Source organism: Sphingobium xenophagum NBRC 107872 (assembly GCF_000367345.1).
GTDB classification, from domain to species: Bacteria; Pseudomonadota; Alphaproteobacteria; order Sphingomonadales; family Sphingomonadaceae; genus Sphingobium; species Sphingobium xenophagum.
In genome coordinates this window covers 1-21,704 of sequence record NZ_BARE01000007.1, presented here as the reverse complement: position 1 = coordinate 21,704, position 21,704 = coordinate 1, and the positions used below count along the sequence as shown (strand labels likewise).

The following is a 21,704-nucleotide window of genomic DNA, read 5'->3' as shown; positions in this document are numbered from 1 at the left end:
ACAGGACAGAACCTTTGCGATGAAATTGGCCCTGAACTGCCGCCGGCAGTCCGGTTCTGACCCTGAGGAAATGTCAGCATTCAGTCGCGCGTCAGGCTGCCCCCCGTGGCTGCGCATCGATCAGCGGATAGAGGCACCGTTCTTCCCATGCCATCCGATCGGCCAATTCGCCTTGCAGCACCAGCACCGCCGCAAGATAGTCGTCCCAACTCCCCTTGATCACTGCTGGCGTCCAATATTTGATATGGTCGCTGTAGCGCAGGAACAGGATGCGGATTGCCCGGCCATGTTCGCGCAGGACCGGATCGGCCTGCGCCGCCTGACGGCCGTTCCGCAAGTCCAGGGCGCGGGCGTCCTCTCGCCCCATATGTTGACGGAACAGCTGGGAAAAGGAGATACGCCTGCGCGCTATGTCCGGCAGGGCTTCGGAACCGCGCGTGCGCAAGACATGCGCGAAATCGTGCATCATGGCGCGCAAGGCGTCATGATCCTGCTTCAATATAATCGTCATTCGTTGCGTCCCCGTTTTCTTTTAAGAACGACGGGGCGACGAAATCTTAAGGGCGGCGGTGGCCTGTCAAAGAACCGCCAGCACCGCATCGCCCATTTCGACCGTGGTCATGGCACCGCCCAGGTCGGCGCTGCGCGCGCCGTTGGCCAGAGCCTTGGCCACGGCCGCCTCGATACGATCGGCCTGCGCGCCGAGGTCGAGCGAATAGCGCAGCATCATCGCGGCGGACAGGATGGTCGCCAGCGGATTGGCCTTTCCAGTGCCCGCAATGTCAGGGGCGGACCCGTGGATCGGCTCGTACAGCCCCTGCCCGCTGCCGTTGAGCGTGGCGGACGCCAGCATGCCGATGGAGCCGACGCACATGCTGGCCTGATCGGACAAAATGTCGCCGAACAGATTGCCGGTGACGATGACATCGAACTGGCCGGGGTTGCGGACCAGCTGCATCGCGGCATTGTCCACATACATATGGCTGAGCGCCACGTCGGGATAGTCCGCCGACACCTCTATCACCACGTCGCGCCATAGCTGGCTGGTTTCGAGCACATTGGCCTTGTCCACCGAACACAGCTTGCCGCGCCGCGCCTGTGCCGCCTGGAAGCCGCTATGGGCGATGCGGCGCACTTCGGCTTCGTTGTACGACATGATGTCATAGCCTTCGCGCAGGCCGTCGGCCGTGGTGCGGAAGCCCTTTTTGCCGAAATAGACGTCGCCATTGGTTTCCCGGACGATCAGCAAGTCGATCGCGCCGGCAACTTCAGGCTTGAGGGCGGATTCGTCGGCCAGTTCGGGAAATACCCTGGCCGGGCGCAGGTTGGAAAAGAGGCCGAGTTCCTTGCGCAGGCCCAGGATCGCCTGTTCGGGCCGCAGATGGCGTTCAAGGGCGTCGCAATCGGGATCACCCACCGCACCGAACAGGATGGCGTCGGCGCGCCGGGCCAGTTCCAGCGTTTCGGGCGGGAGCGGATGGCCGACCGCCTTATAGGCCGCGCCACCGACCAGCCCCTGCTCATAGGTCAGCCCGTCGATCGCCAGTGCATCCAGCACGCGCTTGGCCTGATCGACGATTTCGGGACCGATGCCGTCTCCGGGGAACAGGGCGATCAACATGGGCGGGCACTCCTTATATTGCGTGGCGATCCCTTATGGAGACAGGAGGTTTCACGCAACCGCCCTTTTGAGCCTTTCGACCAACCTTTCCCTTGCTGCCAGCACATCGGCACGCCAGTCGGTGAGGATGGAGCGTTCGAGGAAGAAGCCGGTCAGGCGCAAGCCGTCGAGTATCTGGCCCCATTCGCCCGTGCCGCCTTCCAGCAGGAAGGGGGGAAGCGGCAGGAGCAGGCTTTCATAGCCGACGGCCCCTACCCGGCTGACCGCCGCCGCGCTGCGCGGGCTGACGAAGGTGAGATCGGTGGCGTCGCCCGTCGCCGCGCAGCGCGTCAGATCAAGGCCGAAGCCCAGTTCGGCGAGCAGCAGCAGTTCGTAGCGAACCAGCGCCACCGCCCAGCCACGGGCCGCAGGGGCGGCCTCCACCGCGCCCAGCACGCCATCGAGCGCGGAATGAAGCGCGGGATAGGGCGTCCCTTCCGGCAGGGCGATGGCGGTCAGCGCGCAGGCCCAGTCGATCGCGGCGGCAGGCAGGGGTTCGGCATGAAGCGGCGCGCGGCTGTGCGCCAGTTCGACGGTCAGGCTGGCGAGCTGTTCCTCCGTCCGGGCGCGGAAGGTCGCCGCGACGCTATTGCCGGGGAGCAGCACTGGACGCATCGCGCGGGATCGCCCGCCCCGCACATAGCCCGCGATCAGGCCATGGTCGGGCGTCAGCAACCGCGCGATCGCGCCATGTTCGCCATGCTGGCGCAGCGAGCAGACGATGGCTGATGTCGCGAGGATCGACATGCGCTATGCGCCCCCGCCGGGATCAGCCATGAAAATAATCATAGACCTGCTGCGCCACCGCTTTTGAAACACCCGGCGCGCGGGCCAGATCCTCCAGCGCCGCGTCGCGGACGGCGCGGGCGGTGCCGAAATGCATGAGCAGGGCTTTCTTGCGGGCGGGGCCGATACCGGGAACTTCGTCCAGCGACGACACGGTGATCGCCTTGCTGCGCTTGGCGCGGTGGGCGCCGATGGCGAACCGATGCGCTTCGTCGCGCAGGCGCTGGAGGTAGAAGAGGACGGGGTGATTGACCGGGAGCGTCAGTTCGCGGCCATCCATCAGGTGAAACACTTCCCGCCCGTCGCGGCCATGGTGCGGCCCCTTGGCGACGCCGACCATATTGACATCCTCGATGCCCATTTCCTCCAGCATGGCGCGGGCGGCCGATAGCTGGCCCTTGCCGCCGTCGATCAGCACCAGATCGGGCCATTCGCCACTGTCGCGATCAGGGTCTTCGCGCTGGGCGCGGCCAAAGCGGCGTTCGAACATTTCGCGCATCATTGCGAAATCGTCGTTGGAGATTTCGGGGTTCTTCATGTTGAACTTGCGATAGGCGTTTTTGCGGAACCCCTCCGGCCCCGCGACGACCATCGCGCCAAGGGCATGAGCGCCCTGAATATGGCTGTTGTCGTAGATTTCGATCCGATCAGGCACAGCGTCCAGCCCGAACATCTCGACCATCTCGTCGAGGATCTTGCCCTGGCTGGTGGTTTCGGCGAGGCGGCGGTCCAGCGCCTCTACCGCATTGCGTTGCGCCTGCTTGATCAGGCGGGTGCGATCGCCGCGCTGGGGGACTTCGATGCGGACCTTGCTGCCGATCCGTTCGCTGAGCGCCTGCGCCATCAATTCGCATTCGGCGGGCGCGCGGTCGGCCAGGACCAGCTTGGGCGGCGGCACTTCCTCGTAAAACTGGGCCATGAAGCTGGCCAGCACCTCGTCCTCCGCCACTTCGTTGGTGTGGACGGGGAAGAAGCTGCGATGGCCCCAATTCTGGCCGCCACGAATGAAGAAGGCCTGGATGCACATTGCGCCACCCTTTTGCGCCAGCGCGAAAATGTCGGCGTCGCCAAGGCCTTCGGCATTGATCGCCTGGCTGCCCTGAATGAAGGTCAGCGCCTTGAGGCGATCGCGGATGACGGCGGCCTGCTCGAAATCCATCGCATCGGACGCGGCCTGCATCGCGGTGCCGAGCTTCTGCTGCACCTTGGTCGACTTGCCACCCAGGAAATCCTGCGCGTCGCGGACCAGTTCGGCATAGCCTTCCGGGTCGATGCGATCGACGCAGGGGGCGGAGCAGCGCTTGATTTGATAGAGCAGGCAAGGGCGCGAGCGATTGGCGAAGAAGCTGTCGGTGCAGGAGCGCAGCAGAAAGAGCTTTTGCAGCGCGTTGATGGTGCGGGTGACCGACCCGGCACTGGCGAAAGGACCATAATAGCGGCCCTTCGCCTTGCGCGCGCCGCGATGCTTCTGGACGCGGGGAAAGGCATGATCCTCCCGCAGCAGGATGAAGGGGAAGCTTTTATCGTCGCGCAACAGCACATTGTAGGGCGGGCGGTAGCGCTTGATGAGTTGCGCCTCCAGCAGCAGGGCTTCGGCCTCGCTGTTGGTGGTCACGATCGTCATGGAGCGGGTCTGGGCGACCATGCGTTGCAGGCGGCGGGGAAGCCGGTCGACCTGGGTATAGTTGGCGACGCGATTCTTGAGCGCGCGGGCCTTGCCGACATAGAGGACGTCGCCGCGCGCATCGTGCATCCGATAGACGCCGGGCCGGATCGGCAGGGTTCGCAGCGTGGTGCGGATCGCCTCCACCCCCGCGTCGATGTCCGGCGCGCCGGACCCCCGCACCGTGTAGCTGGCCTTGTCCTCGTTGAAACGGTCGGGGGATTGGGGTTGCGACATGGGGATGAGATAGCGTGCCGGGCGGGGATCGCAATGGGGGCGGTTGGGGTGATGGCCACAGGGAACCCATCGTCCCTCCGGCAGAGCTATCGCGCCTATGAAACTGCCCTTGCCTTCATCGTCATGCTGAACTTGTTTCAGCATCCATTTCTCGTCACATGCGGCGGCAGTGTTTGGGGCACGATGGATCCTGAAACAAGTTCAGGATGACGTTGTAGAAATAACGAAACGTCATGCGCGATTTCTCAGCCCCGCGGGGGAGGACTTAAAGCGCCAACGCAAAAGGGCCGGGATTGCGCCCGGCCCTTTTCCATTTGTCTGGCGTGGCGCGATCAGACGACCGGGCCGAGACCCTTGATGGCGCTATCGACCAGAGCCTTGTCGGCGCTGGCATCATGGCCCTGTGCGATCAGACTGGCCGCGGCCGTGGTTGCGGCGTTGACGGCGCGGGCGCGGATGGCGGTGATGGCAGCGCGTTCGGCGGCGCCAATCTTGTCCTCAGCCATTTTCTGGCGACGGACGACCAGATCCGCGGCAGCGGTGCGGGCGTCCTCCAGCAGGGTTTCGGCCTCATGCTCGGCGGACTTGCGCATCGCTTCGGCCTCACCCGCAGCGGCGGCGAGTTTCGCCTCATATTCGGCCTTGAGCGCATCGGCCTCGGCACGCAGCTTGGAGGCTTCGGCGAGTTGCGCCTTGATCTGTGCGATCCGCCCGTCAAGCACGCTGCCGATCAGCGCGGGAACCTTCTTGAACAGAAGGATGGCGATGAAGGCCGCCATAGCCAGGCTGACCCAGGCGGTGGCGTCCATGCCGACAGCCTTGGGATCGCTATGGGGGGCGACGCCTTCGTGCGCGACGGTGCCGACCGGCTCCAGCCCTTCGGCATGGATTGCCTGTTCAAGGTTCGGGGGCGTTTCCGCCGAATGCTGTGCTGCTGCCTCAGCCATGGGCCAGTGCCGCCTTTACTGCGTTGCGGGCTGCATCGTCCGACGCTTGCACGCCAGCGATACGGGCCACCATGTCGCGTGCCGCATCGGCAGCGACGGTTTCAATTTCTGCCAGAGCGGCATCGCTGGCGGCCTTGATCCGGGCTTCGGCGGCCGCGATCTTGGCGGCGACTTCAGCGTCGGCGGCAGCGAGCTTGGTTTCAGATGCCTTGGCGGCTTGCGCCTTGGCCTGAACCAGCATCGCCTGGGCGGCGGCACGGCTTTGCGCGTCACGGACGCGATAGTCGGCTTCCGCTTCGTCGGCGCGGGCGAAGGCGGCCTTGGCCGCGTCCAGATCACCACTGATCTTCGCGTCGCGCGCGTCCGCCGTACCCTGAACCTTGGGCACCATGCCGAGGCCGATGACGAAGAACACGAAGCCGAAGGTCAACAGCAACCAGAAAATCTGGCTGGAGTAGGTTTCGGCGATTTGCGCGATTTGAGGCATATCTATCCGTCCGATCAGGGCGCGGTCAATTTGGGGGGATGCGGGCGGGCCAGCATGAAGCCGCCCTGCCCGCACCCAATATGTGTCAGGCCACGAACACCAGGATCATGGCGATAACGAACGCCAGCAGACCCAGAAGTTCCGCCGCGGCGAAACCGATGAACAGGCGGCCCTGCTGACCATCAGCAGCACCCGGATTGCGCAGCGCGCCTTCGAGGAACGCGCTGAACACGTTGCCCACACCGAGGGCAGCGATGCCCGCACCGATCGCGGCCAGGCCAGCACCGAGCAGCTTTGCGGCTTCTGCGTCCATGTCGTAAACTCCTTCGTTAGAATATTGATAATGTTGACGAAATTACGGAAATCTTAGTGCAGGTTTTCGGCATCGTTGAGATAGACCGAGGTCAGCAGCGCGAACACATAGGCCTGGATCACCGCAACCAGCATTTCCAGCGCGCTGATGCCGATCATCAGGACGAAGCTGGCGGTGCCGACGGTGAGACCCAAAGCCGGCGAGGCATTGGCGCTGTTGATGACGAAGCCCGCCAGCACCTTCAGCAGTACGTGGCCAGCGGTCATCGCGACGAACAGTCGCAGGCCCAGGCTGAACGGACGCACCATGAAGGAGACGAGTTCAATGAAGAAGAGCGGTACCACCATCAGCGCGGGCGTGCCATGGGGCACGAACAGCGAGAAGAAGTGGAAGCCATGCTTGGCGAAGCCGACGATCAGGACGATCGAGAAGCTCATGATCGCCAATACGCCAGTGGCGGTGAAATGGCTGGTGAAGGTGAAGGGGTGAAGCCCCACCAGACCCAGCGGCAGCAGCCCCAGAAGGTTGGCCAGCAGAATGAACATGAAGAGCGAAAAGACGTAGGGGATATATTTGCGCCCCTTGTCGCCGATATTCGCAATCAGCAGATTCTTGATGAAGCCGGTCATATATTCGACCGCCATCTGCCAGCGACCGGGGACCAGTTCGCGCTTCATGCCGCCGATCACGAAGATCCACAGCACCACAGCCGCGAGCACCATATAGAGCGCGCTGTTGGTGAAGGCGATGTTGAAGCCACCGATCGACAGATGATCCGTACCGAACAGCGGTTCGATCGCAAATTGATGCATCGGATCGATTTTGCCGGATTCTGCCACGCTGGACCCCTGTTACGTCTAAACCGTCTAAACGTCGGACTATGACAAAAGCGTCCCTTATTCCGGGGGACGCTTCGTCGTCGTCAATCTGATGATGTTCCTGAACGCCGCCACGATGCCAAGACCGAGGAAAACGAGCAGGAGCCATGGGGATGTGTCAAACAGCCGGTCCAAAACCCAGCCGATCAACGCACCGCCAACAAGACCGCCGATCAGTTCTGCAAGAACCCGGTTGCCCAGGCGAGACCCATCGTCCGCCTGTTGCTCCACAGCCCCCTGCCTGACCTTTTCGACAGATTCAGCGCGCGCAATCCGCTCTTCCAGAGACGTGATGCGCGCATCTTCCCCCGCCGGGTCCTGTCCGGATCCATCCGCAACCATGTTCGTCCTCCATCGGGGTTTTACCCCATATGGCAGGCGGCATGGCGCTTGCGGCTGCACCCGTCAAGGCGCGGCCCGTTTAGAAAGGCGATTGCGGATAGTCAACCATGGTTGGGCAGAGATTGGCACCCCCGGACGAAGGAATGAGAAAAGTCCGCCAGTGCGTCTTTTCAGCCCGCCGATGCGCAATAGGGCGGCAGCGCGATCGGGCCGGCACCCTTGGTCTGCCACGCGCCAGCGCCGATGCGATACACCTGGCCGGTCTTGACCCTGCTGCTGAGCGTCTGACAACCAGTGGCGGCCGCGACATCCTGCACGGTGACGCCACGCTGGCTGGCCAGCTGCGTATAGGCGGCGCGACGCTTGATGTTGATCGATTCGACTTCGGCGCGGACATCGCCCGCCACCGTCCCGGCGATGCCGAGATAGCCATCGGCCTGTTCGCCCACCGTGCCGGCCGCCATGGCGCTGGCCACGGCCCCGGTCTGGGCACGGGCGGGCGCGGTCATTGCAAAACCAGCGGCCAGCGCGACGGCGGCACCAGCGGCGATCATGAGCATCTTGCGTGTCATTGCGGGAACAACTCCGGGTTATTCTGGATGAGATCCTGTGCGTCACGTTGCAGGCGCACGACGACCTCCTGCTGCACCTTAACATTCAGGTTGATTTCGATCGGCTTGTCAGGCGCCTTGACCTGAATACAGCCCCCCAGGGCCAGACCGGCGAAACCCGCCATCATGATTGCTTGCTTCTTCATTTGCGCTCCCTGTTTGGCATGTTGTCGCTTTCCGCAGGCTGAACCGCAAGGCTTTCGTTCATTTTGCTCTTCATGGTCGCCTGCATCTGGTCGCCGATGCTGTTCTGGATGAGTTGCGAGGGATCGATGAAGGACTGGGCGGTGCCGAGCAGCCCGCGGAAGGGCGCGGCGATCCGCACGTTGAACAGGAAGGGCAGGCCCGTGAAGTTGCGTGCCAACCCTGCCGGGGTGCCGCCCAACTGGCCGCGATTGACGCCGTTGAACACGACATTGGTGACCATTTCGCCGTCCAGCGCGCCGTCCATCAGGATCGTCAGGCATTTATATTGCAGATTTTTGAGCGCATCGAACGCCAGCCGCCCCATCGTCCCAAGCTGCTCGTTCGATACGGGGCCGACATAGGAGAGCACACCCGATTGCCGCGCGGGATCACAGGGGATGGTCGGCAAGACGCCTTCGGGCATCAGCAGCGGCGGCATGCCCTGTTGCCGGGCGACGAGCACCCCGCCCGCGACCCGCCCGCCCTGCGAGTTGAATATGAGGGGCATGAGGCCATCAAATGTGCCGGTAGCCGAGATATTGTCCAGCTCCATCGCCTGGATGAACGCCCCGGCGTCGAGGCCGATGACGCGGAAGGTCAGGTAGCGATCGACATCGGCGCTGAAATCCATGGTGGTCGGAAGCAGGACCAGCTGCCCGCCCGAAAATGGCCAGCCGCCGCCCTCGATTCGGACCTTCTGCCCCGCTTCCAGCCGATAGCGGACAGTGCCGTCGCGGACTTCCACGCCGGGATTGACGGACGTGATCTTGACGGTCTGGCCCGGCGCGGTGACCATGTTGATAAGGTCGGTGAAGCGGATTTCGCCCGACAGGCCCTGCACCGGGCCAAAGGCGGCGGCGAGATTGGCATTATCGGTGCGAAACGTGCCGGTGGAGGTGACGTTGGAACCGTTCCAGTCGATCCGCCCGTTCCCCGTCACGGTCGCCGCGACATTGGCGACGACGCCGAGCGCCAGCGGGGTGACTTCGTCAGGCTGGAGAGCAGGACCGAAAACCAGGCCGGGCACGTCGAGGTCCGCATGCCCTTTGCCGCTGCCAAGCTCATGCGCGATGCTGGTACGGGCGACGGTCGCGCCATTGCGCGGCGAGGCCAGCGTGCCGGTCGCCGCGATGCGGCCATTTTTCAGGGTCAGGGCAAAATCGGGAACGGCAAGCGGGTTGAAGCGGACGGGCGACTGCGAATCGCGCACGGTCATGGCGGCGCGGAAATCGAGCGTGCTGTCGGCGAAGCGCCAGGTACCGTTGCCCTGTTCGACGATCAGCGGAACGGTGCCGATCTGCCCCCCTGCCCCGCTCACAGTGCCGCCAAGACCGCGCGCAGTCATCGCGCCGTCCAGGCTGGCGGCGGTCAGGCGGACGGGAGCGTCGTTCGGGCCAAGCGTCAGCGCGGGGTTGGCAAGGGCGAAGCCGGTCTGGCCAAGTGCGATGCGGGCATGATCGGCGGTCAGGCGCAGCGGGCTGTCGCCGCTGGTGCCGACAAGCGCCAGATCGGGGATGTCCGCGCCGCCGCTGATGCCCTTTGGCCCCATGGCGAACAGCGCGCCGCCATCCAGAGGACAGAGTGTCTGGCGCGTCTGGCCAATGGCAAAGGCGCCATAGCGGGCTTCGATCAACGACAGGGGCACGCAGCGGCGGTTGATCGCCAGCGCGCCATTGGCGGCAAGCTGTCCCTCGATCGGCAAGCGAAGGCCGCGCAGGCGACCATCGGGCAACGGCCCATCGAGGCGCAACGCCGTCGAGAAACGGGTTGCGCCATCGGGCTGGGCGATGAAGCGGACGCGATCGATGCTCAGGCGCGCGTCGCCAGCGGCGTAGGGATCGACGAATAGTTCGCCGCCAAAGCCGCCACCGGCGCGGCGAGCCAGGCGCAGCGCGGCGTCTGGCAGGCCGCCTCCGCCCGTCCGCAACGCGCCTTCAAGCGCCCAGTCGAGGCTGGAACCGGCGCGGCCCGGCCAGGCCAGCGTGAAGCGGCCATCCGGGGACAGGCCGACCTGCGCGCCGCTGCGGGCGACAAGGCGGCTATCGGTGAGGGCAAGGCTGCCCGCTGCGCCCCGCTGGACGAAGGCGAAGCGCGTGCTGATGTTATTATTGTCCCCCGCGCGGCGCACCGCATCGGCCAAGCGGGTCGCGAGCGGGCCGACGGGGGTGCCAAGGGTGGAGCTGCGCAGCGACGCCAGCGGATCGCGGCCCGCCATATGGAGCTGACGCCCCGACAGTTCGCCTTGCGCCTTCGCTTCGCCGCTCTTGACCGACCATGTTCCCGCAAGGCTCGCCTGTTCGATCATGACCCCCTGCCCCGCCAGCGCCCTTGCGCCGATGCGGGCACGGCCGCTGGTGGCGGATGCCGTGCCGTCGAAATCGACACGGCCGCTGGGTGCGGCCAGAACGATGCCGCTGGCCTTGAGCGCCTCACCCGACAGGTCGACATGGCCGCTCCAGCGGTCGAACGCTTGCCCCAGCGTCAGGTCAATCGTCGCCACCGGGCGGGCCATCGCGGCGCTATCGTGGCAGGCAAGCGCCGAGGCGCGCACCGGGCCGGTGACATGCGGACGGCCCCGGTCAATGGCGATGGCCAGCGACGCGCGCCCGTCCGTCAGGCCGCAACCGGCAAAGGCCGCGCGGGGCATGGCGGCGGCCAGTTTGCCCCGAAAGCCGGAGCGCAGATTGCCGGTCCCGTCGATACGCATTGCCACCTGACCGGCATCGGTATCGAGCCGCAAACGCGCGTCGTTGAGTGCAAGGAGGATGTCGGGCAGGCTGAAGGGTTCGGTGGAGTCAGGATCGCTGAACTTGTCCAGTTCGCCCAGGCGCAGCACGCCGTCGCGATAGGAACCGCGCATCCGCACGCCGCCCGCGCGCACCGCGGCGACCTGTGGCGTCAGCCCGGCGAAAGCAATGTCGACCTCTACCCAATCGGCGGTCAGATCCGGATTGGCCGGGTCGCCCAGCAGGATATGTTCGATCCGCTGGGTGCGCAGGCCCACATCGGTCAGATCATAATTGGCCTGCACCCCGCGCCGGTTCAGTTCGCGGCTGACGAAATTTTCCGCGATCGGCGCGCGCTGCGTCCACAGCCCGGCCAGCACCAGTGCAAGCGACCCGGTGCCGACACCCAGCCAGCGTAGCCAACCCCGGCGAACCTGCTCTTCGCCGTCCTGTTCTTCCATGCTTATGGCCAACCCCGGCTTTCAAGTAACGCTGATGGTCCGTAACGGGACCATAACGTCCGTACGCGATTAAATATCCTTGCCCCGCGATTCCGCAACTTATAGCGTCGATGGCCAGTAGCGAGGAACGCAGGTTTGGCGGAGCAGGACGCAAAAGTCACGCATGATGGCGCGGGGCATCGCGCGCGGTTGCGGCAGAAGCTGGCCGAAAGCGGCGGAGATGCGCTGCATGATCATGAACTGATCGAATATCTCCTGGCGCTGGCGATTCCCCGGCGCGATACCAAGCCGCTGGCCAAGGCGTTGCTGCGCGAATTTGGCGGCATTGGCGGGCTGATGAGCGCGGACTGGCAAGCGATCGCGCGGGTGCCGGGCATGGGCGACACCAGCATCGCGGCGATCAAGATCGTGCAGGCGACGATGCTGCGGACGCTGCGCAACGAGGTGGCGGCGCGGCCCGTGCTGGCCAGTTGGCAGGCGCTGCTCGACTATCTGCGCGCGGACATGGCGTTTCTGGGGGTGGAGCGGGTGCGGGTACTGCACCTGAACGCGCGCAACATGCTGATCCGCGACGAAAATATGGGCGACGGATCGATCGACCAGGCCGCCATCTATGTCCGCGAGGTGATCAGGCGGGCGATCGACCTGGGGTCAGCAGCGATCATATTGGTCCATAACCACCCCAGCGGATCGCCCGAACCCAGCCGTCAGGACATAGAGGTGACACGCCAGATCATCGACGCAGGCAAGCGGCTCAACATCGCGGTGCATGACCATATTATCGTCGGCACGAACGGGCATAGCAGTATGCGGGCGATGGGGTTGTTGTGAGGGGGGATGGGTGGATTGCGGACGTAGCCAAATAAACGGCGATGGATTATTATGTGATATGATCGCCGCTGATTATCCTATTTCTGAGGAACAGCTTGTCGACATGCTGCTTGCTCGGAACGGCAGACGGACATTGGTCATTACTGTCAACAAAGAACCGATGAAGGTGACGTCCATAGAAATCACCGACCTTCCCTCAGATGCTGAATGGGATCATTATGCAGACATTGGAGGTATAGGCTTGATGAGTGATGGAGGAAAATACTCCTTTTATTCTACTGAGATCGGCACGGTTGCGGACCTGATAAGCGGAGAGCTAATCTACATCCGCAAGCCTGCATAAATTGAGCCTTCGTGGGTGCTACACGGCCTACGGAGTGACCAAGAATGGCCGCTCATTACCACTCCCCCATCGTCATGCCGGGCTTGATCCGGCATCCCGCTTTTCTTCGCGCAGAAAGCGGGACCCCGGATCAAGCCTGTCCTGAGCTTGCCGAAGGGTCCGGCGATGACGGAGGTGGGCGTTTCTGGTCGCTCATGGGCGGACAGTGCAAAGCCCGACCTACCCGACAATCAGGCGTCGAAGCCGAAGTTCAGGAATTCGGGGACCGGGCCGTTCCAGCCTTCTTCGGGGCCGTCGTCTTGATGGTCGTTGCGGCGCTGGCGGGCGGGGGCTTCGGCGGCGCGGGGGGCGGCGGCTGGGCTGGCGGCTGCTTCCTCGCGCGGCTTTTGCGCGCGTGACCGGCGAGCCGGGCTGGGCTTTTCAGCGACGGATTCGTCCGCGACGGGCGCTTGAGCAGCAGGCTTTGCCGCGCGGGGCTTGCGGCCCCTTGGCGTCTTGGGTGCGGCTTCTTCGGCCGGTTCGGCGCTGGCGATGGCCTCCGCCGCGCCGACGATCTCGATCTTCGTACCGATCAGCTTCTGGATATTGTCGATCGCTTCGGCGTCCGCTTCTGTGACGAAGGTGTAGGCGACGCCTGATGCGCCCGCCCGGCCGGTGCGGCCGATGCGGTGGACATAATCGTCCGGGTGCCAGGGTGCGTCATAGTTGAACACATGGCTGACGCCCTTGATGTCCAGACCGCGCGCCGCGACGTCCGACGCGACGAGGATGTTGACGGTGCCGGCGCGGAAGCGTTCCAGTTCGGCGATGCGCGAACCCTGGTCGATATCGCCATGGATTTCGCCCGACTTGAAGCCGTCGCGTTGCAGGCTCTTGTTCAAGTCCCGCACCGTCGTCTTGCGGTTGCAGAAGATGACCGCGCTGGTGACGTCGGCTTCGCGCAGCATTTTGGACAATGTGTCGCGCTTCTTGCGCGCGTCCACCTTCACCAGACGCTGGGTGATGTTGGTCGATGCGCTGGCGGGACGCGCGACTTCGATCGATTTGGGATTGGACAGGAATTTGTCGGCCAGCTTCTTGATGACCGGGGGCATGGTTGCCGAAAACAGAAGCGTCTGACGCTGCGCGGGCAGCTTGGTGCAGATTTCCTCGATATCCGGGATGAAGCCCATGTCGAGCATCCGGTCGGCTTCGTCGATGACCAGCAGCGAACAGCCATTGAGCATGATCTTGCCGCGACCGAACAGGTCCATGAGGCGGCCCGGTGTCGCGATCAACACGTCCACGCCCTTTTCGAGCGCGGCAAGCTGGTCGCCCATCGACACGCCACCGATCAGCAGCGCCATCGAAAGTTTGTGGTATTTGCCGTATTTTTCGAAATTTTCCGCGACCTGGGCAGCGAGTTCGCGGGTCGGCTCCAAAATCAGCGATCGCGGCATCCGCGCGCGGCTGCGGCCATGGGCGAGGATGTCGATCATCGGCAGCACGAAGCTGGCGGTCTTGCCCGTCCCCGTCTGGGCAATGCCGATAATGTCGCGCATCATCAGGACGGACGGGATCGCCTGCGCCTGAATAGGCGTGGGCGTATCGTAACCGGCCTCGGTTACGGCCCTGAGCAATTCGTCGGAAAGGCCGAGATCGGCAAAAGTCATTCAATGGTCCGGGAACAGGAGGCTTGTCCGTCCTGCACGATAGCGAGACGGAAATCGGCCGCGCATTGCGGAAATATCGGCCGCTTGTCAAGGAAATCGCGCGATTTGCCCTGTCCTGCCGCCCGATCGCGACACTTAATCGTCGGGTTCGACGGCGATCAGCCGCTTGAAGCTTTCGATGGCGCAACTGGTCCCGCCGCGCGCCTGCAATTCGTCCCGGCCCGAACATAGCGACCCGTCCTCGTCCGGTTCGACGTAGAAACCGGAATAGAAAGCCGCCGCGTCGCACCCTTTTTCCAACCGCGCGCGATAGCGATGATCGTCGGCCAGGATCAGGTCCACCCCGTTGCGCACGGCGATGGCGGCAGCGCGAATCGAGCGGAGCGCGACGCAGCGCGGCCCCTTCTTTTCGTCCCATGCGTCGGCGGCTTTTTCCGTTATGCGCGCGGGCGCCCTGCCCTTGCGCGCCATCGGCACGCGAATGATGACGCGCTGTTCAATCGTCATTTGCGCCCATTGAACCGGGCTAGCCGTAGTGGCGGCCATCAGCAGCAATATGGAATGAACCAAATCGAACCCCTTTTGGGAATCGGAAGCTATCGACCCATGGTTGAACAGTCGATGAATTCAGGGGATAGGTGCGTCCCATGATTGGACAGGCTAATATCGATCGTTTCTCCGCGCTGCTTGGCCCCAAGGGCGTCATCACCGACCCGGATGATATTGCGCCATGGGTCAGCGACTGGCGCGGGCGCTATCATGGCACGGCCGCGGCGATCCTGTCACCTGTGTCGGTGGAGGAGGTTGCGGCCATCGTGGCGCTGGCAGGCGAGTTGGGAGTCGCGCTGGTGCCGCAGGGGGGCAATACGTCGATGGTGGGCGGGGCGACGCCGCCTGCCGACGGATCGGCGCTGATCCTGTCGCTGCGGCGGATGAACCGGATTCGCAGCCTGAGCGCGGACGATAATCTGGCGATCTGCGAGGCAGGCGTGATCCTGAGCAACCTGCACGATGCCGCGGAAGCCGCCGGTCGACGTTTTCCGTTGAGCCTGGGGGCCAAGGGGTCGGCTACCATCGGTGGGCTGGTGTCGACCAATGCGGGCGGTACGCAGGTGCTGCGCCACGGGACGATGCGGGCGCTGGTCGAAGGGGTGGAGGCAGTGCTGCCCGATGGCAGCATCTTTCATGGGCTGGATGCGCTGAAAAAGGATAATCGCGGTTACGACATCAAGCAGTTGCTGATCGGTGCGGAAGGAACGCTGGGCGTGATCACGGCGGCGGCGCTGCGGCTGGTTCCGGCCATAGCGGCGCGGGCGGTCGGCTGGGTCGGCGTCGCCTCCCCGGCCGATGCACTGGCGCTGCTTCGTCTGGTGGAAGCGGAATTGGGCGATGCCGTCGAGGGATTCGAAGTGATCGCCGACGAGACGCTGGGCTTTGTGCTGGGGCATATCCCCGGCACCCGGTCGCCGATCGAGACACGGACGGCATGGCATGTGCTGATCGAGGTCGATCATGGCGATCTGCGCGATCCGGGGCCGGTCGAACGGCTGGAGGGCGCGCTGGCGCTGGCGTTCGAACGGGAAATCGCGATCGACGCGGTCGTCGCCGCCAATGAAGCGCAGGCCGAAGCCTTCTGGCGAATTCGCGAGTCGCTGTCGGAATCGGAAAAGGCGCAGGGGCCGGCGCTGCAATATGACATCAGCGTGCCGGTGGCGCGGATGCCCGCTTTCATGATCGATGCGGCCGACGCGGCCATGGCGCGCTTTCCCGGCACGACGGCGTCATCCTTTGGCCATCTGGGCGATGGCAATGTCCATTTCCATGTCCGCGCGCCAAAGGGGACGAGCGACGGGCCGGGCTGGATCGCGGCGCAGGGCCAGGCGATCAACGCCTTCGTCCATGATGCTGTGGTAGCGGCTGGCGGGTCCATTTCCGCCGAACATGGCATCGGCCAGATGAAGCGGACGGAGCTGGCGCGACTGGCCGGCCCGGCGCGGATCGGCGCGCTGCGGGCGATCAAGGCCGCATTCGATCCGCAAGGGCTGTTCAATCCGGGGAAACTCATTCCCCTGCCCGATGAAGCCTGAAGATCAGGCCCGGAACCAATGTGTGAAAGCAATTGCCACCCGCTGCGCAGGGCTTTATCGCCCTCTCCCAGTTTTACGCCCGGCGGCGCCACTGCACAGCGCCGCTATATTGACAGAATGGATACCGGATCATGGCCAGCGCGCCCGCGAATAACCTGCCGATCTTCTACAATGACCTCCTTCCGCTGAGCAGCCTGGATCATGCCGATTTCCGTAGCGTGGCGGTCGATTCGGCCCCGTTCCTGACCAGCCAGCACGCCATTCCGCTGACGATCGACGAATTTGTCGCCGCCCAGCGTTTCGTGCCGATCATCTTTTCGGCGGGCACGGATTCGGTGCCGCTGGCGCTGATGGGCCTTAATGAAGGGGTCAACATCTTCGTCGATGACGAAGGCAAGCTGCGTGGCGGTCCGTCCTACATTCCGGCCTATGTGCGCCGTTATCCCTGGATGCTGGCTAAGCTGCGTCCCGACAGCGACGAACTGTCGCTGTGCTTCGATCCGACCAGCCCGGCGATCGGCCCGTTCGAGGACGGCCAGCCCCTGTTCGAGGATGGCAAGCCGACCGAACTGACCCAGGGCGTGCTGAAATTCTGCGAGGATTTCGAGCAGGCCGCTGCCCGCACCGGCCAGTTCGTGCGCGAATTGCAGGAAATGGACCTGCTGATGGACGGCGAGGTCGCGATCCAGACGCCGGGCAACGAACAGCCCTTCGTCTATCGCGGTTTCCGTATGATCAACGAGGAAAAGCTGCGCGACCTGCGCGGCGACCAACTGCGCAAGATCAACCAGAGCGGGATGCTGCCGCTGATCCACGCCCATCTCTTCTCGCTTCAGCTGATGCGCGACATTTTCGAAGCGCAGGTCAACCTGGGCAAGGGGCCGATCCCCCAGGTCGTTCAGGCCTGAACGGGAAGTTAACCCGAAACGGCGGAAATAATTGATAGAAAAGCGATTGCATCTCCTCTTGAAACGGAATGTGACCTGCCCTATCTACTGAACATGCGATGCACCTGCCCCCCTTTCGGGTGTATCGTATGGGCGCCTCCCCCTTTGGAGGCGTCTCCTCCCTGAACCTAGGCCGCTCCATGCTCTGCATGGGGCGGTTTTTTTTGGCATGCGGCTTTTCAACTGGTCTGGTCCCGGCGCGGTTTTCCTTGACGCGCCCGGCACGCCTTCCTAAAGCCCGGCCGCTGCCAGCCGCCCGACGCGGCGCATGGCCCCTTCGTCTAGCGGTTAGGACGCGGCCCTCTCACGGCTGAAACACGGGTTCGATTCCCGTAGGGGTCACCAATCAAATGCAGCCTGCCTGCACGACGCGCCCAACCCAGAGCAGAGGCGAGATTGCCAGGCATTTCCTGACCTATTCCAAGACATTTCCAACGTCACAAATAGTTGCAACATTTTGCAAGCTTGGCTAGGTTGCCGATGCGGAATGAAGTGGGGACTTCCGACCTTTCGCCAAAGATACAAGTCGCATAAATTGCTGCAATGGATGGCGGGAGCCGTCTGATGCCGTGCTTTGGGGGAGGCTTGGTCGATGGATCGCAAACAGGCTGTTATTTTCGGTGGCGGCGCGCTGGCGCTGGTTGCCGGGATAACGCTTGTCGTCCGCAGTGATGAAACACCCGCTGCGCAACAGAAGGTACCAGCGCCAGCCGGCCCTGTTACAACCGCCAAGGCCGCCGGCGCGCCAGTGCGGCCCAGCAGCGGCAATGCTGCGACTCCGCCCGGATTGGATGCGGCCCGCCCCACAGATTGCCTGATTGAACCCAGCCAGATCGTGCGGGTGAATAGTGGCGTCGAAGGGGTGATCCAGAATATCTATGTCGACCGGGGCGATGATGTTCAGCGCGGGCAGGTCGTTGCCCAATTATACACCGATGTCGAGCGCGCCGCCGCCGCCGCCGCACAGGCGCGTGCGTCCAACCCCCACACGGAACGTGCCGCTGCCAGCCGGGCGGCCTATCTCGCCACGGTCAGCCAGCGATCCGACCAGGTCAGCCAATATCTTGCCCGCGACGTCGTCGACGAAGCGCGCGCCAATGCGCAATCCGCCGCAGAAGAGCGCAAGGCGGCGGCGGAAGACCAGCGGGTTGCGCGACTGGAATATGTGCAGGCGCAGCGCGTGATCGGACAAAAGACCGTGCGCAGCCCGGTCAATGGCATCGTGACGGAGCGCCGCATGGCGCCGGGCGAGTATCGGGGCGCCGACGCGACGCATATTCTGACGATCGCGCAGGTCGATCCGCTGAATGTCGAAGTCTTTGCCCCTATCGCGCAACTGGACGCGGTGCAGGTGGGGGACGAGGTGTCGATCTTTCCCGAAGCGCCGGTCGGAGGAATATATCGGGCGCGTATCAAGGTGATCGATCGCGTGTTCGATGCGGCCAGCGGCACGTTCGGCATGCGTCTCGAACTGCCCAATCCCGGCAACAAGCTGCCCGCAGGACTGCGCTGCCGACTGGAAATCGACCGCAAGCCCGCAAGCATTACCGCGCGGAGCAAATAGGCGGTCCCATCCCACTGATCAGACAGGAGCTTTACGGACATGACCAGGAAGCAAGTCTATTTCGCAGGTATCGCTGCATGCGCCATCCTGCCATCGTCCACTAGCGCCGAAACCCTGCAACAGGCGCTGGAAGGGGCCTATCGCAACAACCCGACCATATCGGCCCAGCGCGCCAGCATCCGCGTTGCCGAAGAGGATGTGCCGCTGGCCCGCGCCGCCGGTATGCCCACGGTCGACGGCAGCGCGACCTATCAGGAAAATGTCCTGACCGGCAAACCCGCGCCGAGTGGATTTTTTTCCAACCCGGATCGTCAGCTTGTCGGTCAGATCAACGCCAATGTGCCCGTGTTTGATTTTGGCGGGGTACGCGGCAGTATGAACGCAGCCAAGGCGCGGCTGGAGGCAAGCCAATTCGGCATGAACAAGACGGAGGCAGACCTGTTTTCCGCTGTTGTGGGCGCCTATATGGACGTGCTGCGCGACGAGGCGGTAGTCGGGCTAAACCGCAACAATGTCGATGTGATGCGCTACACCGTCAAGGAAGCCGACGATCGCCGCCGCGCGGGCAGTCGCGGGCCGACCGATGTTGCGCAGGCGGAAGCGCGGCTCGCGCTGGCGGAAAGCCAGCTTGAAACCGCCGGAGCGCGGCTGATTTCAAGCAAGGAGCAATATTTGCGGCTGGTGGGCCGGGCGCCCGAAAATCTGGAACTGCCGCCGCCCTTGCCGCAAATGCCAGCATCGCCCACCGATGCCGTGGAAATGGCGCTGGCCAACAATCCCGAAATAGCCTCCGCCCGCGTGCAGCGGACCGCCGCAGGGTATGACATTGATGTCGCCCGATCGCAGGCTTACCCGCGATTGAGCGCGATTGGCGGGCTCAATCAATATGATTATCTCGGTTCGCTGGAGCAGGGCACAGGGCCGCGCAACGGGGATCGCGGGACGACGGCCTTTGTCGGTGTGACCTTGAAAATGCCGATACTGGATGGCGGGCGCACCGGCGCGCAGACGCGACAGGCACGCGCGAAGCAGGATGTCGCCGACAAACAGGCGCTGGATGCCGAAGGCAAGGTCATTGCCGAAACGCGATCCGCCTTCGCCACATGGCAGGCGACGACCCATGTGACCGACACGGCGCAGCGCGGGGTCAACGCCAACCAGCAGGTGCTGGCGGGGATGCGAGCGGAAGTCAGCGCCGGTTTGCGCCCGTTGCTCGACCAGCTCAATGCCGAACAGGAACTGCTCAATGCCCAGGTCACGATGCTGACCGCGCGGCGCGACGCCTATGTCGCGGGCTTCGCCCTGCTTGCGGTGATGGGCAAGGCCGACGCGGCGGATCTCAATTTCGACCAGAGCATCCTGTATCAACCGACCGTGAAGGCGGATTGACCGGCAGGCGTTCGCTTTCTTCGGGAGCGATCAGCGCCTCGCTATTCTCCGCCGCCAAAGGCCATCGTCTTACGGAGACGTTCCTCGGCGAGTTCGGTCTGTCGCCGGTCGGCGGCATGGCGTTTCTCGGCATTGCGCTGGGCCAGTCGGCGCAGCATTTTCGCCTTGCCATCGATCAGGGGCCAGTTCGTGACGGATGAGCCGATGATCCGGGCGGCGCGCGGCGCGAAATCGGCATAGAGCTGGTCGTCGAGCGCCGTGATGGCAATGGTGCTGCCGGGGTCGCCCTGCCTGGCCGCGCGGCCGAATAATTGGCGATCAATGCGTGCGGTGTCGTGAAAGGCCGTGAGGATGACATGCAATCCGCCAAGCGCCTTGGCCTCTGGACTGAGCAGGATGTCAGTGCCGCGCCCGGCCATATTGGTCGCGACCGTGACGGCGCCAGGCGCACCGGCTTGCGCGATGATGTCCGCCTCCTCCTCGTCCTGACGCGCGTTCAGTACGCGATGCGCTATGCCAGCGTCAGCCAGCGCGTGCGAGACGGCTTCGGAATCCGCGACCGAGCGGGTGCCGATCAATACCGGACGCGCGCCTTCCTGCGCCTGGACCTGGGCAACTTCGGCGGCGACCAACGCCCATTTGTCCTGCGCCGACCGTAGCATCACATGACCGCGATCATTGCGCATATTGGTCCGATTGCGCGGGATGACGACGACCTTCAGCCCATAATCGGCCCATAACTCGTCCGCAACCTCCCCGGCCGTGCCGGTCATGCCGCTCAACCGGCGATAGCGGCGGAAAAAGCGCTGATAGGTGATGCGGGCCATGGTGTTGCGAACGCCCGAAATCTCGACGGCTTCCTTCGTCTCGACCAGTTGATGCAGGCCGCCTTCCCACGATCGGTCGGCCATGACCCGGCCGGTCGATTCATCGACGATCTGCACTTTGCCATCTGTCACGATATAGTCGCGATCCCGCAAGAACAGCCGCGTGGCGGAAATCGCCCGCATCGCCAGTTCCTCACGCGCCAGCCTGATCCGCCATTGGGTGTGCGGCAGCCCTTGGGACAATTCGGCGACATTGGCCTTGCCATGCGTAGTCAAATGCACCGACCGCGTTCCTTCGGTCAGAATATAGTCCCGGCCTTCTTCCAGCTTGGAGGCCAGTTCGAGCGCCGCGAGATAGACGCCATCTGCATCGCCGGGCAGTTCGGCAGATAGGATCAGCGGCGTGCGCGCTTCATCAATGAAGATCGAATCCGCTTCGTCCACGATCGCGAAATGCAATCCGCGCATCAGCAAGGGCTGCGCAACCTGACCGAACAGCTCTGCAATCAGGCGCCGCCCCTGCCCTCTCCTTTTTCCCAACGCCGTCTGATCGCGCAGATAGTCGAACGTCATCTCCTTGTTCGTGCCATAGACGATATGGCATCCATAGGCCGCGCGGCGTTCGGGATTTTCCTGTCCATGGATGATCAGGCCGCAACTCAGGCCAAAACGCTCGATCACGGGGCGCAATTTGTTGCAATCACGTTCGGCAAGATAATCGTTCACGGTAAAAACATGCACCGGCATGCCCGCCATCGCGGCGGGGC

The 21,704-nt window shown here is 63.8% G+C and carries 21 protein-coding genes and 1 tRNA gene; 7 read left to right on the top strand and 15 right to left on the bottom strand.

The window, feature by feature from the left end; translation table 11 throughout:
• Window positions 1–91: 91 nt before the first annotated feature.
• From SX1_RS03840 to SX1_RS03785, 12 genes are all read right to left on the bottom strand, one after another.
• Window positions 92–511 carry a hemerythrin domain-containing protein gene (locus tag SX1_RS03840; RefSeq protein WP_019051999.1) on the bottom strand — a complete coding sequence of 140 codons (420 nt, stop codon included), beginning with the start codon at window positions 509–511 and terminating at the stop codon, window positions 92–94.
• Between the two features lie 66 nt (window positions 512–577).
• The gene (gene leuB / locus SX1_RS03835; RefSeq protein WP_019051998.1) at window positions 578–1,621 is read right to left on the bottom strand and encodes a 3-isopropylmalate dehydrogenase; all 1,044 of its coding nucleotides are present in this window, start codon (window positions 1,619–1,621) and stop codon (window positions 578–580) included.
• A gap of 51 nt (window positions 1,622–1,672) precedes the next feature.
• A complete protein-coding gene (recO, locus tag SX1_RS03830) occupies window positions 1,673–2,407 on the bottom strand; it encodes a DNA repair protein RecO (RefSeq protein ID WP_019051997.1) in 735 nt (244 codons plus the stop codon).
• A 22-nt stretch (window positions 2,408–2,429) separates the two neighbouring features.
• Window positions 2,430–4,346: an excinuclease ABC subunit UvrC gene (uvrC, locus tag SX1_RS03825; protein ID WP_019051996.1), complete on the bottom strand. Its 1,917-nt coding sequence runs from the start codon at window positions 4,344–4,346 to the stop codon at window positions 2,430–2,432.
• Between the two features lie 332 nt (window positions 4,347–4,678).
• The gene (locus SX1_RS03820) at window positions 4,679–5,293 is read right to left on the bottom strand and encodes a F0F1 ATP synthase subunit B family protein (RefSeq protein WP_019051995.1); all 615 of its coding nucleotides are present in this window, start codon (window positions 5,291–5,293) and stop codon (window positions 4,679–4,681) included.
• Window positions 5,286–5,780 carry a F0F1 ATP synthase subunit B family protein gene (locus tag SX1_RS03815; RefSeq protein ID WP_017182709.1) on the bottom strand — a complete coding sequence of 165 codons (495 nt, stop codon included), beginning with the start codon at window positions 5,778–5,780 and terminating at the stop codon, window positions 5,286–5,288. The genes SX1_RS03820 and SX1_RS03815 overlap by 8 nt, the downstream gene beginning before the upstream one ends.
• A gap of 85 nt (window positions 5,781–5,865) precedes the next feature.
• Window positions 5,866–6,093, bottom strand: a complete 228-nt coding sequence (locus SX1_RS03810) for a F0F1 ATP synthase subunit C (RefSeq protein WP_006961951.1) — start codon at window positions 6,091–6,093, stop codon at window positions 5,866–5,868.
• 53 nt (window positions 6,094–6,146) lie between these two features.
• A complete protein-coding gene (locus SX1_RS03805) occupies window positions 6,147–6,932 on the bottom strand; it encodes a F0F1 ATP synthase subunit A (RefSeq protein ID WP_017182710.1) in 786 nt (261 codons plus the stop codon).
• Window positions 6,933–6,989: 57 nt separating this feature from the next.
• Window positions 6,990–7,313, bottom strand: a complete 324-nt coding sequence (locus tag SX1_RS03800; RefSeq protein ID WP_019051994.1) for an AtpZ/AtpI family protein — start codon at window positions 7,311–7,313, stop codon at window positions 6,990–6,992.
• Between the two features lie 170 nt (window positions 7,314–7,483).
• On the bottom strand, window positions 7,484–7,885 hold the full coding sequence (locus SX1_RS03795; RefSeq protein WP_019051993.1) for a YdbL family probable chaperone protein: 402 nt from the start codon (window positions 7,883–7,885) through the stop codon (window positions 7,484–7,486).
• Window positions 7,882–8,070 (bottom strand): YnbE family lipoprotein, encoded by a 189-nt coding sequence (locus tag SX1_RS03790; protein ID WP_017182713.1) that lies wholly within the window; start codon window positions 8,068–8,070, stop codon window positions 7,882–7,884. The genes SX1_RS03795 and SX1_RS03790 overlap by 4 nt, the downstream gene beginning before the upstream one ends.
• A complete protein-coding gene (locus tag SX1_RS03785; protein ID WP_019051992.1) occupies window positions 8,067–11,297 on the bottom strand; it encodes an intermembrane phospholipid transport protein YdbH family protein in 3,231 nt (1,076 codons plus the stop codon). Before SX1_RS03785 ends, SX1_RS03790 begins: the two co-directional genes overlap by 4 nt.
• A gap of 135 nt (window positions 11,298–11,432) precedes the next feature.
• Between SX1_RS03785 and radC the strand changes: the two genes are divergently transcribed.
• Both radC and SX1_RS03775 read left to right on the top strand, forming a co-directional pair.
• Window positions 11,433–12,128 (top strand): RadC family protein, encoded by a 696-nt coding sequence (gene radC, locus SX1_RS03780; protein WP_017182715.1) that lies wholly within the window; start codon window positions 11,433–11,435, stop codon window positions 12,126–12,128.
• Between the two features lie 58 nt (window positions 12,129–12,186).
• Window positions 12,187–12,471, top strand: coding sequence for a hypothetical protein (locus SX1_RS03775; protein WP_019051991.1), 285 nt, complete (start codon window positions 12,187–12,189; stop codon window positions 12,469–12,471).
• 230 nt (window positions 12,472–12,701) lie between these two features.
• Here the strand turns inward: SX1_RS03775 and SX1_RS03770 are convergent, their stop codons facing one another.
• Window positions 12,702–14,123, bottom strand: coding sequence for a DEAD/DEAH box helicase (locus SX1_RS03770; protein WP_019051990.1), 1,422 nt, complete (start codon window positions 14,121–14,123; stop codon window positions 12,702–12,704).
• A 135-nt stretch (window positions 14,124–14,258) separates the two neighbouring features.
• Complete coding sequence (locus SX1_RS03765) at window positions 14,259–14,693, bottom strand: hypothetical protein (protein ID WP_026002276.1); 435 nt, start codon at window positions 14,691–14,693, stop codon at window positions 14,259–14,261.
• Between the two features lie 77 nt (window positions 14,694–14,770).
• Between SX1_RS03765 and SX1_RS03760 the strand changes: the two genes are divergently transcribed.
• The 5 genes from SX1_RS03760 (at window position 14,771) to SX1_RS03740 (ending at window position 20,110) form a co-directional block, all read left to right on the top strand.
• Complete coding sequence (locus SX1_RS03760; RefSeq protein ID WP_019051989.1) at window positions 14,771–16,210, top strand: FAD-binding oxidoreductase; 1,440 nt, start codon at window positions 14,771–14,773, stop codon at window positions 16,208–16,210.
• 131 nt (window positions 16,211–16,341) lie between these two features.
• Window positions 16,342–17,118 carry a SapC family protein gene (locus SX1_RS03755; protein WP_017182483.1) on the top strand — a complete coding sequence of 259 codons (777 nt, stop codon included), beginning with the start codon at window positions 16,342–16,344 and terminating at the stop codon, window positions 17,116–17,118.
• Window positions 17,119–17,427: 309 nt separating this feature from the next.
• Window positions 17,428–17,502 (top strand) — tRNA-Glu (locus tag SX1_RS03750).
• 247 nt (window positions 17,503–17,749) lie between these two features.
• Entirely contained in the window at window positions 17,750–18,721 is a 972-nt protein-coding gene (locus SX1_RS03745) for an efflux RND transporter periplasmic adaptor subunit (RefSeq protein ID WP_019051988.1), read from the top strand.
• Window positions 18,722–18,760: 39 nt separating this feature from the next.
• Complete coding sequence (locus SX1_RS03740) at window positions 18,761–20,110, top strand: TolC family outer membrane protein (RefSeq protein ID WP_019051987.1); 1,350 nt, start codon at window positions 18,761–18,763, stop codon at window positions 20,108–20,110.
• Between the two features lie 41 nt (window positions 20,111–20,151).
• Here SX1_RS03740 and SX1_RS22395 read toward each other — a convergent pair.
• A partial coding sequence (locus SX1_RS22395; RefSeq protein WP_019051986.1) for a preprotein translocase subunit SecA occupies window positions 20,152–21,704 on the bottom strand: 1,553 nt, incomplete at its 5' end.

What these genes read in the sequence shown, in the direction of transcription:
- uvrC (WP_019051996.1), bottom strand. Translation starts at nt 4,346, where the DNA reads ATGTCGCAACCCCAATCCCCCGACCGTTTCAACGAGGACAAGGCCAGC.
- recO (WP_019051997.1), bottom strand. Translation starts at nt 2,407, where the DNA reads ATGTCGATCCTCGCGACATCAGCCATCGTCTGCTCGCTGCGCCAGCAT.
- SX1_RS03740 (WP_019051987.1), top strand. Translation starts at nt 18,761, where the DNA reads ATGACCAGGAAGCAAGTCTATTTCGCAGGTATCGCTGCATGCGCCATC.
- SX1_RS03770 (WP_019051990.1), bottom strand. Translation starts at nt 14,123, where the DNA reads ATGACTTTTGCCGATCTCGGCCTTTCCGACGAATTGCTCAGGGCCGTA.
- SX1_RS03790 (WP_017182713.1), bottom strand. Translation starts at nt 8,070, where the DNA reads ATGAAGAAGCAAGCAATCATGATGGCGGGTTTCGCCGGTCTGGCCCTG.
- leuB (WP_019051998.1), bottom strand. Translation starts at nt 1,621, where the DNA reads ATGTTGATCGCCCTGTTCCCCGGAGACGGCATCGGTCCCGAAATCGTC.
- SX1_RS03775 (WP_019051991.1), top strand. Translation starts at nt 12,187, where the DNA reads ATGATCGCCGCTGATTATCCTATTTCTGAGGAACAGCTTGTCGACATG.
- SX1_RS03800 (WP_019051994.1), bottom strand. Translation starts at nt 7,313, where the DNA reads ATGGTTGCGGATGGATCCGGACAGGACCCGGCGGGGGAAGATGCGCGC.
- SX1_RS03745 (WP_019051988.1), top strand. Translation starts at nt 17,750, where the DNA reads ATGGATCGCAAACAGGCTGTTATTTTCGGTGGCGGCGCGCTGGCGCTG.
- SX1_RS03810 (WP_006961951.1), bottom strand. Translation starts at nt 6,093, where the DNA reads ATGGACGCAGAAGCCGCAAAGCTGCTCGGTGCTGGCCTGGCCGCGATC.
- SX1_RS03815 (WP_017182709.1), bottom strand. Translation starts at nt 5,780, where the DNA reads ATGCCTCAAATCGCGCAAATCGCCGAAACCTACTCCAGCCAGATTTTC.
- SX1_RS03795 (WP_019051993.1), bottom strand. Translation starts at nt 7,885, where the DNA reads ATGACACGCAAGATGCTCATGATCGCCGCTGGTGCCGCCGTCGCGCTG.
- SX1_RS03820 (WP_019051995.1), bottom strand. Translation starts at nt 5,293, where the DNA reads ATGGCTGAGGCAGCAGCACAGCATTCGGCGGAAACGCCCCCGAACCTT.
- SX1_RS03755 (WP_017182483.1), top strand. Translation starts at nt 16,342, where the DNA reads ATGGCCAGCGCGCCCGCGAATAACCTGCCGATCTTCTACAATGACCTC.
- SX1_RS03840 (WP_019051999.1), bottom strand. Translation starts at nt 511, where the DNA reads ATGACGATTATATTGAAGCAGGATCATGACGCCTTGCGCGCCATGATG.
- SX1_RS03785 (WP_019051992.1), bottom strand. Translation starts at nt 11,297, where the DNA reads ATGGAAGAACAGGACGGCGAAGAGCAGGTTCGCCGGGGTTGGCTACGC.
- SX1_RS03760 (WP_019051989.1), top strand. Translation starts at nt 14,771, where the DNA reads ATGATTGGACAGGCTAATATCGATCGTTTCTCCGCGCTGCTTGGCCCC.